The following is a 14,609-nucleotide window of genomic DNA, read 5'->3' as shown; positions in this document are numbered from 1 at the left end:
TCAGCATTCCCACTCTGATCGGCTGAACAGATAGCCTTTGCCCCACACCGTCTTGATCTTGCGCGCTTCCCCGGCGTGGTCGTCGAACTTGCGGCGCAGCTTGGAGATGGCCACGTCCACCGAGCGGTCGGTGCCGTTGAACTCGATCCCGCGCAGGCGTTGCAGGATCTGATCGCGGCTGAGCACTTCACCGGCATGCCGCGCCAGCACCACCAGCAGGTTGTATTCGCCGCTGGACAACTCCACCGCCTGCTCGCGCCAGGTCGCGGTGCGTTCCGACAGGTCGATGCACAGGTTGCCGATGACGATCTGGTCGTTGGCCACCTGCGGTTCGGACAAGCTGCTGCGGCGCAACAGCGTGCGGACCCGGGCCAGCAGCACGCGGGGCTCGCAGGGTTTGGTGACGTAGTCGTCGGCGCCCATTTCCAGGCCCAGCACCTGGTCGTGGCTGTCATCGCGGGCGGTCAGCATCAGGATCGGCAGGCCCGCCGAATCGGCGCGCAGCAAACGGCACACCTGCAGGCCGTCGAGGCCGGGCAGCATCAGGTCGAGGATCACCAGGTCTGGCGGGTTGAGCCGCGCGCGTTCGCGAACATGGTCGCCCCGGCTGAGCACGCTGACGTGGTAGCCATTGCGCTCCAGGTAGCTGGCAATCAGCTCGGAGAGCGCGGCGTCGTCTTCGACCAGGAGGATGTTGGGCATGGTGTTTCCAAATAATGCAGTTATGGGTCTTACACAAATCCCATGTGGGAGGGGACTTGCGCCCTGCCACATTTGATCTTCAGTGTTTGCAAGGTTGTGCAAGGATATACGCCCGCGGCCGAACGTGGGCTGCACCTTACATTTCTTCACAGACGACCTACACAGCTTCACAGCAGCGCAGTGCCGGCGACATTAGGATGCACCAGTCAATATTGGGATAAGAGCATGTCGAAGAATCTGTTTGCGCCGTTTTGCTTGCTGGCCCTGACACTCGCCCTGAGTGCGTGTGACGAGTCGTCCGCCGAAGCACCGGAAATGCCCCTGGCCACCGTCCGCATCGAAACCCTCGAGGCCAAACCCCTGTCCATCAGCAGTGAACTGAGCGGGCGCATTGCCGCGCCGCGCATTGCCGAAGTGCGCGCGCGGGTCGCCGGGGTGGTGATGCAGCGGGTGTTCAAGGAAGGCCATGACGTGAAACAGGGCGACGTACTGTTTCGCATCGACCCGGCACCGTTCAAGGCCGATCTGGACAGCGCTCAGGCCAACCTGAGCAAGGCCGAGGCCAATGCGTTCCAGGCGCGCCTGCAAGAACAGCGCTACAGCCAGTTGGTCGAAGGCAACGCCATCAGCGGCCAGGACTACGACAACGCCCGCGCCGCCCTGCGCCAGACCAACGCCGAAGTCGCCGCGAACAAGGCCGCCGTCGAACGGGCCAAACTGAACCTGGGCTACGCCACCGTCACCGCGCCGATTTCCGGGCGCATCGGGCGTGCGCTGGTGACCGAAGGCGCGCTGGTCGGCCAGAACGAGGCCACGCCGCTGGCGATCATCCAGCAATTGGACCCGATCCACGCCGACCTGACCCAGTCCACCCGTGAGTTGAACGAGCTGCGCCGCGCCTTCCGCGCCGGCAGCCTGAAACAAGTCGGCCAGGACCAGGCCAAGGCCACGCTGATCCAGGACGACGGCAGCCTGTATCCGCTGCCGGGCAAATTGCTCTTCGCCGAGATCAGCGTCGACCCCGGCACCGGGCAGATCATCCTGCGCAGCGAGTTCCCCAACCCGGACCTCGACCTGCTGCCCGGCAGTTTCGTGCGCGTGCGCCTGGAACAGGCGGTCGACCGCCAAGGCATCAGCGTGCCGCAACGCGCGATCACCCGCGACAGCGCCGGCATCCCGATGGTGCTGTTGTTGGACGCCGAACAAACCGTGAGTTTGCAACCGGTGGAATTGGGCGCGGTGATCGATGACCGCTGGGTCGTCAGCGCCGGGCTCAAGGCCGGTGACCGCATCGTCGTCGAGGGCGTGCAACACGCGCGTCCCGGTGAAAAAGTTCAAGTGGATGACAGCCCGCCACCGCCCGCCCAGGCTTCCGGCCAATAAGGATCTTTGACCATGCCGCAGTTCTTTATTGACCGCCCGATCTTCGCCTGGGTGGTCGCCCTGTTTATCCTGCTGGCCGGCGCGCTCGCCATCCCGCAGTTGCCGGTGGCCCAGTACCCCAACGTCGCGCCGCCGAAAGTCGAAATCCACGCGGTGTACCCCGGCGCTTCGGCGCAGACCCTGGATGAAAGCGTGGTCAGCCTGATCGAGCAAGAGCTCAATGGCGCCGATCACCTGCTGTATTTCGAATCCCAGAGCAGCCTCGGCTCGGCCACCATCACCGCGACTTTCCAGCCGGGCACCAACCCGGAGATGGCCCAGGTCGATGTGCAGAACCGCCTCAAGGCCGTGGAATCGCGCTTGCCCCAGGCGGTGACCCAGCAGGGTTTACAGGTGGAGAAAGTCTCCGCCGGCTTCCTGCTGCTGGTGACCCTGACCTCCAGCGACGGCAAGCTCGATGACGTGGCGCTCAGCGACTACCTGGCGCGCAACGTGATGAACGAACTCAAGCGCCTCGACGGGGTGGGCAAGGCCCAGCTGTATGGCGCCGAGCGGGCCATGCGGGTGTGGATCGACCCGCAGAAGCTGATCGGTTTCAACCTGACCCCGGCCGACGTGAATGCCGCGATCAGCGCGCAGAACGCCCAGGTTTCCGCCGGCAGCATCGGCGACTTGCCGGGCACCAAGACCCAGGAAATCACCGCGGCGATCCTGGTCAAGGGCCAGTTGTCCACGCCGGCCGAATTCGCCGACATCGTGCTCAAGGCCAACCCCGACGGTTCCACCGTGCGTATCGGCGATGTGGCGCGGGTGGAAGTCGGCAGCCAGGAATACCAGTTTTCCACACGCCTGAACGGCAAGCCGTCCACCGCCGTCAGTGTGCAACTGTCGCCGGGCGCCAATGCGCTGAGCACCGCGAACCGGGTGCGGGCGAAGATGGATGAGCTGTCGCGCTACTTCCCGGCCAATGTCGAATACAAGATCCCGTATGACACCTCGCCGTTCGTCAAAGTCTCGATCACCAAGGTGGTCTACACCCTGCTCGAAGCGATGGCGCTGGTGTTCGCGGTGATGTTCCTGTTCCTGCAGAACGTGCGCTACACGCTGATCCCGACCCTGGTGGTGCCGATTGCGTTGATGGGCACCTTCGCCACCATGCTGTTGCTCGGGTTCTCGATCAACGTGCTGACCATGTTCGGCATGGTGCTGGCCATCGGTATCCTGGTGGACGATGCGATCGTGGTGGTGGAGAACGTCGAGCGGATCATGGTCAGCGAGGGCCTGTCGCCCAAAGAGGCCACGCGCAAGGCCATGGGCCAGATCACCGGGGCCATCATCGGCATTACGTTGGTGTTGGTGGCGGTGTTTCTGCCGATGGCATTCATGCCAGGCTCGGTGGGGGTGATCTACCAGCAGTTTTCGCTGTCGATGGCCACCTCAATCCTGTTCTCGGCGTTCCTCGCCCTGACCTTGACCCCGGCACTTTGCGCGACCCTGCTCAAGCCGATCGCCAAGGATGAGCACCACGCCAAGGGCGGGTTCTTCGGCTGGTTCAACCGGCGTTTCGAACGGCTCACCGACCGCTACGAAGGCTGGGTGGCGTATGCCCTCAAGCGCAGCGGCCGTTACCTGTTGATCTACCTGGTGCTGCTGGTGGGCCTGGGGCTGATGTTCAGTCGCCTGCCCTCCTCGTTCCTGCCGGTGGAAGACCAGGGTTACACCATCATCGATATCCAGTTGCCGCCGGGCGCGAGCAAGAACCGCACGGTGCAGGTGGCCGAACAGATCGAAGCGCACAACGCCGAAGAGCCCGGGGTTGGCGACACCACCATGATCATGGGCTTCAGTTTCTCCGGCTCCGGGCAGAACGCGGCGCTGGCGTTCACCACGCTCAAGGATTGGTCGCAACGCAGCAGCGACGATTCGGCCGCCGCGATTGCCGACCGCGCCAACATGGCGTTCACTGAACTGAAGGACGCGATTGCCTATGCGATCCTGCCCCCACCGGTGGACGGCCTCGGCACCAGCAGCGGTTTCGAGTTCCGCCTGCAGGACCGTGGCGGCGTCGGCCACGCGGCGTTGATGGCGGCGCGTACCGAACTGTTGGACGCTGCGGGAAAAAGCCCGATCCTGGCCAACGTGCGTGAAAGCGCCCTGGCCGAAGCGCCGCAAGTGCAGTTGCAGGTCGACCGCAAGCAGGCCAACGCGCTGGGCGTGTCCTTCGCCGATGTGGGCAATGTACTGTCGTCGGCCATCGGTTCGGCCTACATCAATGACTTCCCCAACCAGGGGCGCATGCAGCGCGTGGTGGTGCAGGCCGAAGGCGACCAACGCAGCCAGGTCGCGGATCTGTTGAAGATCAACGTGCGCAACAAGGCCGGCGAGATGGTGCCGCTGTCGGCGTTCGTCGCAGCCAAGTGGACTCAGGGACCGACGCAGTTGACCCGTTACAACGGCTACCCGGCCATCGCCATTTCCGGTGAAGCGGCACCGGGGCACAGCACGGGCGAGGCGATGGAAGAAATCCAGCGCCTGGTCAACCAACTGCCGGCGGGCCTGGGCCAGGAATGGACCGGCCTGTCGTTGCAGGAACGCCTGTCCGGCTCCCAGGCGCCGCTGTTGCTGGGCCTGTCGCTGCTGATCGTGTTCCTGTGCCTGGCCGCCCTGTATGAAAGCTGGTCGATCCCGACGTCGGTGCTGCTGGTGGTGCCGCTGGGCGTGCTCGGCGCGGTGTTGGCCGTGACCTTGCGCGGCATGCCCAACGATGTGTTCTTCAAGGTCGGGCTGATCACCATCATCGGCCTGTCGGCGAAGAACGCGATCCTGATCATCGAGTTCGCCAAGGACCTGTACGAGCAGGGCGAAGACTTGCTCGACGCAACCTTGAAGGCCGCGCGGCTGCGCTTGCGGCCGATCATCATGACCTCGCTGGCGTTCATCCTCGGCGTGGTGCCCCTGGCGATTGCCACCGGCGCCAGTTCGGCGAGCCAGCAAGCGATCGGTACGGGGGTGATCGGCGGGATGATCACTGCGACGCTGGCGGTAGTGTTTGTGCCGGTGTTCTTTGTGGTCGTCATGAAGCTGGTGCGCAAGCGTCCATAACCCGCGCAAAAATGCGCTATGGTGCTCACAACCGCCCTTGTTGTGAGCACCCATGCCCTTCCTCGCCCGCACCCACCCTCGCCTCTCTTGCGCCGCCGTCCTGGGCCTTGCCGTTGGCATCCTGGTACCCGCCGATACACTCGTGAGCAAAATCCTGATCGGCTGGAATGCCGGCGTCTGGATCTACCTGGTGCTGATGCTGTGGCTGACCATCCGCGCCAAGGCCGAAGACGTCAAACGCATCGCCGAGATCGAGGATGAGAACGCCGGCCTGGTGCTGTTCACGGTGTGCATCGCAGCCATCGCCAGCCTGGCCACCATCACCTTCGAACTGGTCGGCAGCAAGGACCTGAGCACCGCCGAGCGGCTGTTGCACTACGGTTTTACCGGCCTGACGGTCATCGGCTCATGGTTGTTGATCGGGGTGATCTTCAGCGTTCACTACGCCCGGCTCTATTACACCTGGGCCGGCAAAGAGCCGGCGCTGCGCTTTGCCGAGGGGTTGTTGACCCCCAACTATTGGGACTTCCTGTACTTTTCCTTCACCATCGGCGTCGCCGTGCAAACAGCAGACGTGGGCGTTGCCACCCGCACCATGCGCAAGGTGGTGCTGGGGCAATCGCTGATCGGGTTTCTGTTCAACACAGCGATCCTTGGGTTCTCGATCAATATTGCCGCGGGACTGTTCAGTTGACGCCGCACAAACCTTCTAGACGCCCACGACTCGATGGGCGCTAGATAACATCGTCTATTCCGCCTCGGTGTTGTGATGGCCGCGCACAATTGGATCGATCTGTCCCAGGACGCCGACACCGGCATCGAGACCCTGCGCGCGCATTTCGAAGGCCATGCCTACGATCCCCATTGGCACGACAGCTACCTGATCGGCGTGACCGAACAAGGCGTGCAGCAATTCAACTGCCGCCGCACGCGCCACAACAGCGTGCCCGGCCAGGTGTTCCTGGTGGAACCCGGCGAGTTGCATGACGGCGACGCGCCCACGGCCGACGGTTTTACCTACCACATGCTCTACCTCGACCCGCAGTGGTTGACGCGGGAAGTGAGCGCGGTCTTCGAAGAGGCTCCCGTCAACAGCCAGCTGAGTTTTGCCGCGACCTTGACCAACGACCCGCGCCTGGCCCTCGCCACCAGCCAAGCCTTTCGCACCCTGCACAGCGGCGAGTTGCGCATCGTGCGACAACGGGCCATGGACCAGTTGCTCGAACGCCTCACCGGCCAGCTCCACTGGCGCAGCCGTTACCGTGACGACCCACGCCTGCCGCTGGTCGCCCACAAAGCCCGGGAATACCTGCATGCCCACCTGCATCACGATGTAGGCATGGATGCCCTGGCGCTGGCCTGCGGCGTCGACCGCTTCCGCCTGACCCGCGCGTTCAAGAGCGCGTTTGGCCTGCCGCCCCATGCTTATCTGGTGCAACTGCGCCTGGCCCGCGCGCGGCACTTGCTGGCCAAAGGTGAACAACCGGCCGATGTGGCGATCGCCCTGGGTTTTGCCGATCAGAGCCACCTGGGCCGCTGGTTCGTGCGCGCCTATGGCCTGACGCCCGCCGCCTACCGCAAGCGCTGCTCAAATCTTCCAGACAGGTGATACGCGGGCTTGTGAAGATCGACGCCATCAATGGGTCTATCGGAGTCGTCCCCCATGCTGTCCACGCTGTTGCCTTTCATGCTGTTTGCCTTCGTCGCCTCAATTACCCCCGGCCCGACCAATATCCTGGTACTGAGCAACAGCGCCCGTTTCGGTTTCAGGGCCACGCTGCCAATCATCCTGGGCGCCTGCGCCGGCGCGGCGCTGCTCGTGCTGGTGGTGGGCTCGGGGTTTGGCCGGTCCTTGGTGCAGCTACCCAAGGTACAAACCGCCATGCAATGGATCGGCATTGCCTGGCTGAATTACCTGGCCTGGCAGATTTTCAGCGCCCCCACCCGGGCCATCGAAGCGGATACACGCCAAAAACCCCTGAGCCCGATCGGCGCCGCCAGCCTGCAATTGATCAACCCGAAAAGCTGGATGATGGCACTGGCCGTAGTCAGCGTTTTTACCGGCAATGGTGCGGAGCGCCAAAACCAGGTGGTGTACCTCTCCCTGGCGTTTTTCCTGATATCGATCCCCTGCCTGGGCACCTGGGCGCTGTTGGGTGCCGGATCCGCACGGGTGTTGCGTTCGAGCAGCGCCATGCAGCGTTTCAACCGCGGTATGGCCTTGCTGCTGTTGGCGGCGGCTTGGTTAAGTGTGCTGGCCTGAACACACCGGCTATCTGGCTTTGTCCTACAACTTCTTGACGGCTTTCGTACTTTAGTGGTTTCCTGAAACCGGTTTCAGTCATTCCAATAAAAATAGAAGGTCGATGACCGTGAACAGTTTCTCTGCCGCCCAGCGCAGCCGCGTGACCATGCTCGACGTCGCCCAGCGCGCCGGCGTGTCCAAAGCCAGCGTGTCGCGCTTCATCGGCGACGATCGCGCCCTGCTCTCCGATGCCATCGCCCTGCGCATCGAGCACGCCATCGCCGAACTCGGCTACCGCCCCAACCAGATGGCCCGTGGCTTGAAACGCGGGCGCACGCGCCTGATCGGTATGCTGGTGGCCGATATCCGCAACCCCTATTCCATCGCCGTGATGCACGGTGTCGAAACTGCCTGCCGCCAGCACGGCTACAGCCTGGTGGTGTGCAACACCGACCGCGATGACGAGCAGGAACGCCAGCACCTGGCGGCGCTACGCTCGTACAACATCGAAGGGCTGATCGTGAACACCCTCGGCCACCACCTCGAACAACTGCTGGAACTGCAACGGGAAATGCCCCTGGTGCTGGTGGACCGCAAGGTCGCACCGTTGCGCAGCGACCTGGTGGGTTTGGATAACCCGGCCGCGGTACGCATGGCGCTGGAACACCTTGAGCAACAGGGCTACCGCGAGATAGTGCTGGTCAGCGAGGCCACCGATGGCACCAGTTCGCGCCTGGAGCGCCTTGACAGTTTCACCGCCGAGATTGCCCGCCGCCCGGCGTTGAGCGGCACGGTGCTGGAACTGGACGGCGCGCTGGAAAAGCGCCTGCGCGCCTTTCTGGCCAAGCCCGGCGCCAAAGCCGTGTTCTGCGCCAACGGCATCGCCGCCCTCGCTTGCACCCGCGCGCTCAAGGCGCTGGAGTGCGACCTGTTCGCGGACGTCGGCCTGATCGCCCTGGATGACCTGGACTGGTACCCGCTGGTGGGCACCGGCATCACCGCCCTCGCCCAACCGACGCAGGCGATTGGCGCCAGTGCCTTCGACTGCCTGCTCAAGCGCCTGCGCGGCGATACGGCGCCGGCCCGCACCCTGGATTTCCTGCCCGAACTGATCGTTCGCGGTTCCACCCAACCCACCTCGTAGCCGCTGTCGAGCCCTCGCGGGCGTCAATTCAATAGGTTGCGCATAAAAATGAAACCGGTTTCAGAGGTACACAATCATGCATGAATACCCCGTCTCCATCAGCCTTTCCAGCTACGGCGCCGACCTCGTCCGCCAGCAGGGCCAATTGAGTTTTGTCGCCCTGCTGGCGGCGGCCGGTGCCCGGCGCATCGAGTGGCGCGAAGAGCTGCTGACCATTGAACAACCGGCACAACTGGCCCGGGCGGCGGCCGAACAAGGCCTGGAGTGCGTGTTCTCTTCGCCGCTGGAACTGTGGGTCGCCGGCCGCGCCCAACCGAATGCCGAGCTCGCCGCCACCCTTGATCGCGCCCAGGCCTTTGGTGCGCGCTGGCTGAAAGTCTCCCTCGGCTACTTCACCGACACCAACGACCTGCACAGCCTGCACGCCCTGCTCAACCGCCACCCGGTCAAGTTGCTGGTGGAAAACGACCAGACCCTGCATGGCGGCCGCATCGAACCGCTGCAACGTTTCTTCAGCGAAGTCGAGCGCCTTGGCCTGCCGGTGAAGATGACGTTCGATATCGGTAACTGGCACTGGCAGGACCAGTCCGCGCTCACCGCCGCGCGCCTGCTCGGCCGGCATGTCGACTACCTGCACTGCAAGGCCGTGGCGCGTCGCGCGGACGGCAAGCTGGTGGCACTGCCGCCCGGCGCCACCGACCTGCATCTGTGGGAACAACTGCTGGGCCACATGACTCAAGGTATTACCCGGGCGGTGGAATTCCCGCTGCAAGGCGACGACTTGGTCGAAGTCACCGCCCAGCAGGTCGCCACCCTCGCCCTGCTTGGCCAACCCCGTGCGGAGTACGCCCATGTCTGAGATCGATATCCTGTCGTTCGGCGAAACCATGGCGATGTTTGTCGCCGAACAGAGCGGCGACCTGGCCCAGGTGGGCCACTTCCACAAACGCATCGCCGGGGCCGACAGCAATGTCGCCATCGGCCTGTCGCGCCTGGGCTTCAACGTCGCCTGGCTGAGCCGGGTGGGCAACGACTCCCTGGGCCGCTTTGTGCTCGACACGCTCAAGCAACAAGGCCTGGATTGCCGGCACGTGGCGGTCGACCCGCTGCACCCCACCGGTTTTCAGCTCAAGTCCCGCGAAGAAGCCGGCGATGATCCCCAGGTCGAGTACTTCCGCAAGGGCTCGGCGGCCAGTCACTTATCCATCGCAGCCATCAGCCCGGCGCTGCTGCAGGCGCGCCACCTGCACGCCACCGGCATCCCGCCGGCCTTGTCCAAGGCCACCGGCGAGTTGTCCCGCGAGCTGATGACGCAAATGCGCAAGGCCGGGCGCAGCGTGTCGTTCGACCCGAACCTGCGCCCGGCGCTGTGGCCCAGCCAGCAGCAGATGATCCGCGAGATCAACGCCCTCGCAGGCTTGGCCGATTGGGTCTTGCCGGGCTTGAGCGAAGGTCGCCTGCTTACCGGTTTCGACGACCCGGCGGACATCGCCGCGTTTTACCTGGACCAGGGCGCCGAAGCCGTGGCCATCAAGCTCGGCCCGGACGGCGCGTATTACCGCACCCAACTGGACCAAGGCTTTGTCGCCGCCGTGAGCGTGGACAAAGTGGTCGACACCGTCGGCGCCGGTGATGGCTTTGCCGTCGGCATGATCAGCGCCCTGCTGGAAAACCTCAGCTTCCCCGAGGCGGTACACCGCGGCAACTGGATCGGCAGCCGTGCCGTGCAGAGCCGCGGCGATATGGAAGGCTTACCCACACGCACGGAGCTGCCGACCCGATCCGTTGCTTGACCCACTCCCTGTTGCCACAACTACAACAAGCTCAGGAGCAACCCCATGGATACCTTGAAACTCGCCACCCGCCGTTGGTGGTACATCATGCCCATCGTCTTTATCACCTACAGCCTGGCGTACCTGGACCGCGCCAACTACGGTTTCGCCGCCGCCAGCGGCATGGCTGAAGACCTGATGATCACACCCGGCATGTCGTCCCTGCTCGGCGCACTGTTCTTCCTCGGTTACTTTTTCTTCCAGGTGCCGGGCGCGATCTACGCGCAAAAGCGTAGCGTGAAGAAGTTGATTTTCGTCAGCCTGATCCTCTGGGGCGGCCTGGCCACCCTGACCGGCGTGGTGTCCAACGCCTACATGCTGGTCGCCATTCGCTTCATGCTCGGCGTGGTCGAAGCGGCGGTGATGCCGGCGATGCTGGTGTACCTGTGCCACTGGTTCACCCGTGCCGAACGCTCGCGGGCCAATACGTTCCTGATCCTCGGCAACCCGTTGACCATGCTGTGGATGTCGGTGGTGTCCGGCTACCTGGTGCAGCATTTCAGCTGGCGTTGGATGTTCATCGTCGAAGGCCTGCCGGCGGTGCTGTGGGCATTTATCTGGTGGCGCCTGGCCGATGAGCGGCCCAAGGATGCCCAGTGGTTGAGCGACAGCGAAAAGCACCAGCTGGAAACCGCCCTCGCCGCCGAACAGGTGGGGATCAAAGCGGTGAAGAACTACGCCGAAGCGTTTCGCTCGCCCAAGGTGATCATCCTTGCGCTGCAGTTCTTCTGCTGGAGCATCGGCGTGTACGGCTTTGTGCTGTGGCTGCCGTCGATCCTCAAGGCCGGCTTGCAGATGGACATGGTCGAGGCCGGCTGGTTGTCGGCGCTGCCGTACCTCGCGGCGGTGATCGGCATGCTGGTGGTGTCGTGGGGTTCGGACAAGCTGCAAAAACGTAAGCGGTTTGTGTGGCCGCCGTTGTTGATCGCCTCTATCGCTTTCTATGCGTCCTACGTGCTCGGCGCCGAACATTTCTGGTGGTCCTACACCCTGCTGGTGATTGCCGGCGCGTGCATGTACGCGCCCTATGGACCGTTTTTCGCGATTGTCCCGGAGATCCTGCCGGCCAACGTCGCCGGCGGCGCCATGGCGTTGATCAACAGCATGGGCGCGCTCGGTTCGTTCGGCGGTTCGTACCTGGTGGGTTACCTCAATAGCAGCACCGGTTCCCCCGGCGCCTCTTACCTGTTGATGAGCGGCGCGTTGATGGTCTCGGTGGTGCTGACGATGTTCCTCAAGCCCGGCGCCAGCGACCGCGAGCGCGCGCCGTTGCAGTCCCTCGAATTAAAGGTGAAGACCTGATGAAAAAGTCTGTCGTTCTGTACAAAAAACTCTCCGCGCCGCTGATGGCCCGGCTGCATGAGCACGCCGAGGTCACGCTGATCGACGCGCTCGACCCGCCCGGCCTGGCCAAACTGCGCGACGCCCTCCCCGGCGCCCAGGGGTTGCTGGGCGCGAGCCTGCGCCTGGACGCCGCGTTGCTGGACCTGGCACCGCAACTGGAGGCGGTGGCCAGCGTGTCCGTCGGCGTCGACAACTACGACATCGAGTACCTGACCCGGCGCGGCATCCTGCTCAGCAACACGCCCGATGTGCTGACCGAAACCACCGCCGACACCGGCTTCGCGCTGATCCTCGCCACCGCACGCCGGGTGGTCGAACTGGCCGATATGGTGCGTGCCGGCCAGTGGCACAAGAACATCGGCCCGGCGCATTTCGGCAGCGACGTGCATGGCAAGACCCTGGGCATCATCGGCATGGGCCGCATTGGTGAAGCGCTGGCCCAGCGCGGGCATTTCGGCTTCGGCATGCCGGTGCTCTACCACAGTCACTCGCCCAAGCCACAGGTGGAAGAACGGTTCGGCGCGCAGTACCGCCGCCTGAACGACTTGCTGCAACAAGCGGACTTCGTCTGCCTGACACTGCCGCTCACCGCCGAAACCGAGCGGTTGATCGGCGCGCAAGAATTCGCCCTGATGGGCCCGGAGACGATCTTTATCAATATCTCCCGCGGCAAGGTGGTGGATGAAGCCGCGCTGGTCGAGGCCTTGCAGCAGCGCACGATTCGCGCGGCGGGGCTGGATGTGTTCGAGCGCGAGCCGCTGCCCCACGACTCGCCGTTGCTGCGCTTGAACAATGTGGTGGCCACGCCGCATATCGGCTCGGCGACCCATGAGACGCGGGAAGCGATGGCCGAGTGCGCGGTGGATAATCTGCTCGCGGCGCTCGCCGGTCAGAAGCCGAAAAACCTGGTAAATCCAAGCGCCTGGATGCAATAGCTTCTGACACCACACAGAGCAAATGTGGGAGGGAGCTTGCTCCCGATGGCGCTGGATCAGTCAGTAGATGAGTTGACTGACCCATTGCTATCGGGAGCAAGCTCCCTCCCACATTGGGATTGCACTGCAAAGTGGCTCAGATAACGAACCTGGCCACCATCGCATTCAAATCCACCGCCAGGCGCGACAGCTCATGGCTGGCCGCGCTGGTCTGGTTGGCGCCCGCCGCCGACTGGGTCGCCAGGTCCCGGATGTTGACCAGGTTGCGGTCTACTTCACGGGACACCTGGGCCTGTTCTTCCGAGGCGCTGGCGATCACCAGGTTGCGCTCGTTGATCAGGCTGATCGACTGGGTGATCTGCTCCAATGCCACGCCGGCCGCGCGGGCCATTTCCAGGGTGTTATGGGTGCGCTGGTTGCTCTGTTGCATGGATTGCACGGCTTCACCGGTGCCGTTCTGGATACCGGCGACCATTTTCTCGATTTCCTGGGTCGACTGCGCGGTGCGATGGGCCAGGGCCCGCACCTCGTCGGCCACCACCGCGAAGCCGCGCCCGGCTTCACCGGCACGGGCGGCTTCGATCGCCGCGTTGAGCGCCAGCAGGTTGGTCTGCTCGGCAATCGCCCGGATCACGTCGAGGACCTTGCCGATGTCGCGCCCCTGAGTGGCCAGACCTTCGATCAGCAACGAGGTGTTTTGCACATCCTGGGTCATGGTCTGGATCGCGCCGACGGTCTCAACCACCCGGTCGCGGCCTTCCCGTGCGGCCTGGTTGGACTGCGTGGAGGCTTCGGAGGTGGACACGGCGTTCCGCGCCACCTCTTCCACGGCAGCGGTCATCTCATTGACGGCCGTGGCGGCCTGGTCGATTTCGTTGTTTTGTTGCTGCAAGCCTTTGGAGGCTTCTTCGGTGACGGCGCTCAACTCTTCCGCCGCCGAGGCCAATTGCGTGGCCGAACCGGCGATGTGCTGGATGGTCTGGCGCAAGTTGGTTTGCATGGCCGACAACGCACTGATCAAACGCGCCGGTTCATCCTTGCCATCGTCTTCAATGACTTTGCTCAAGTCGCCGCCGGCAATGGTTTGCGCCACTTCCACGGCTTTGCGCAGCGGCGTGACGATGCTGCGGGTCAGCAACCAGGCCAACAGTACCGTGAGCAAGGCGGCGGCCACGGCCACCACGACGATCCCGCTGATCGCGCTGTCATAGCTGCGTCCGGCCTGCTCGTTGGCCTGCTTGGCGCCAGCGGAGTTGAGGGCGATCAGCTTGTTCAACTGCTCGCCCATCTGATCGGTGCCGTTCTTGATCCGGGTATTGATCAAGTCGCGCATCTCATCGACCTTGTTTTGCTGGGACAGGGCCAGCATCTCGGCCTGGGCCGTCAGGTAGTTGTCCAAGGTGCCGACAAACGTCTTGTACAGGGCCGCTTCCTCAGGCACGGAAGGTAACGCTGAGTAACCGGCCTGGGCGGCTCTGACCTTGTCGATCAGTGCGGCGATGCGCGTTTGCGCCTCTTGCAACGCGGCCGGTTCACGGTTGACCAGCACGCGAAACGACAAGATACGCATGCGCAACACGTTTTCCGTGAGGCTGCCCAAGTAGGCCACGCTGGGCAGTTGGTTGCTGCTCATATCCACCGACGCCTGACGGATCAGCGTCATGCGGTTGACTGCAAACACTCCCAATACAACCACCAACAACGCAATGAATGCGAAACCGAGAGACGCTCGAGGGGCAATATTCAGATGACGAAGAGACATAGAGGTATTCTCAAGAAGGAGTGTCTGCGCGCATCCCTGCAGCGGATTGATCAGCTGGCGTCAACACGCTGCTCTGACCTTGGTCACCACTTGTTGTCATTGTTGGGTGGGCCTATAAAAGATATCGGCAGGCCCAGCGGTTTTCGCAGGGCCTCCATAA

12 protein-coding genes are annotated in these 14,609 nt (G+C 63.7%); 10 read left to right on the top strand and 2 right to left on the bottom strand.

What is annotated here, in order from left to right; all coding sequences use genetic code 11:
- Positions 1 to 702 carry a response regulator transcription factor gene (locus C8K66_RS27945; protein WP_017848415.1) on the bottom strand — a complete coding sequence of 234 codons (702 nt, stop codon included), beginning with the start codon at positions 700 to 702 and terminating at the stop codon, positions 1 to 3.
- Between the two features lie 225 nt (positions 703 to 927).
- Between C8K66_RS27945 and C8K66_RS27940 the strand changes: the two genes are divergently transcribed.
- From C8K66_RS27940 to C8K66_RS27895, 10 genes are all read left to right on the top strand, one after another.
- Positions 928 to 2,085 carry an efflux RND transporter periplasmic adaptor subunit gene (locus C8K66_RS27940; protein ID WP_046383181.1) on the top strand — a complete coding sequence of 386 codons (1,158 nt, stop codon included), beginning with the start codon at positions 928 to 930 and terminating at the stop codon, positions 2,083 to 2,085.
- 12 nt (positions 2,086 to 2,097) lie between these two features.
- Positions 2,098 to 5,187, top strand: coding sequence for an efflux RND transporter permease subunit (locus C8K66_RS27935; protein ID WP_057005244.1), 3,090 nt, complete (start codon positions 2,098 to 2,100; stop codon positions 5,185 to 5,187).
- 52 nt (positions 5,188 to 5,239) lie between these two features.
- Entirely contained in the window at positions 5,240 to 5,881 is a 642-nt protein-coding gene (locus C8K66_RS27930) for a DUF1345 domain-containing protein (protein ID WP_057005243.1), read from the top strand.
- Positions 5,882 to 5,956: 75 nt separating this feature from the next.
- Entirely contained in the window at positions 5,957 to 6,796 is an 840-nt protein-coding gene (locus C8K66_RS27925) for an AraC family transcriptional regulator (protein ID WP_108526594.1), read from the top strand.
- A gap of 54 nt (positions 6,797 to 6,850) precedes the next feature.
- On the top strand, positions 6,851 to 7,450 hold the full coding sequence (locus tag C8K66_RS27920; RefSeq protein WP_108526592.1) for a LysE family translocator: 600 nt from the start codon (positions 6,851 to 6,853) through the stop codon (positions 7,448 to 7,450).
- 109 nt (positions 7,451 to 7,559) lie between these two features.
- Positions 7,560 to 8,576 carry a LacI family DNA-binding transcriptional regulator gene (locus C8K66_RS27915; protein WP_108526620.1) on the top strand — a complete coding sequence of 339 codons (1,017 nt, stop codon included), beginning with the start codon at positions 7,560 to 7,562 and terminating at the stop codon, positions 8,574 to 8,576.
- A 76-nt stretch (positions 8,577 to 8,652) separates the two neighbouring features.
- On the top strand, positions 8,653 to 9,435 hold the full coding sequence (locus tag C8K66_RS27910) for a sugar phosphate isomerase/epimerase (RefSeq protein ID WP_057005239.1): 783 nt from the start codon (positions 8,653 to 8,655) through the stop codon (positions 9,433 to 9,435).
- Positions 9,428 to 10,369, top strand: coding sequence for a sugar kinase (locus tag C8K66_RS27905; protein ID WP_046383172.1), 942 nt, complete (start codon positions 9,428 to 9,430; stop codon positions 10,367 to 10,369). Before C8K66_RS27910 ends, C8K66_RS27905 begins: the two co-directional genes overlap by 8 nt.
- A gap of 45 nt (positions 10,370 to 10,414) precedes the next feature.
- A complete protein-coding gene (locus C8K66_RS27900) occupies positions 10,415 to 11,710 on the top strand; it encodes an MFS transporter (protein WP_108526590.1) in 1,296 nt (431 codons plus the stop codon).
- Complete coding sequence (locus C8K66_RS27895; protein ID WP_108526588.1) at positions 11,710 to 12,687, top strand: NAD(P)-dependent oxidoreductase; 978 nt, start codon at positions 11,710 to 11,712, stop codon at positions 12,685 to 12,687. Before C8K66_RS27900 ends, C8K66_RS27895 begins: the two co-directional genes overlap by 1 nt.
- A 136-nt stretch (positions 12,688 to 12,823) precedes the next feature.
- Here C8K66_RS27895 and C8K66_RS27890 read toward each other — a convergent pair whose 3' ends face one another.
- A complete protein-coding gene (locus C8K66_RS27890; protein ID WP_057005238.1) occupies positions 12,824 to 14,449 on the bottom strand; it encodes a methyl-accepting chemotaxis protein in 1,626 nt (541 codons plus the stop codon).
- Positions 14,450 to 14,609 lie beyond the last annotated feature (160 nt).

Source organism: Pseudomonas sp. GV105, from assembly GCF_003058185.1.
In the GTDB taxonomy this organism is placed as follows: domain Bacteria; phylum Pseudomonadota; class Gammaproteobacteria; order Pseudomonadales; family Pseudomonadaceae; genus Aquipseudomonas; species Aquipseudomonas veronii.
Note: the sequence above shows the minus strand (reverse complement) of the source record. Positions and strands in the feature narration are given on the sequence as shown.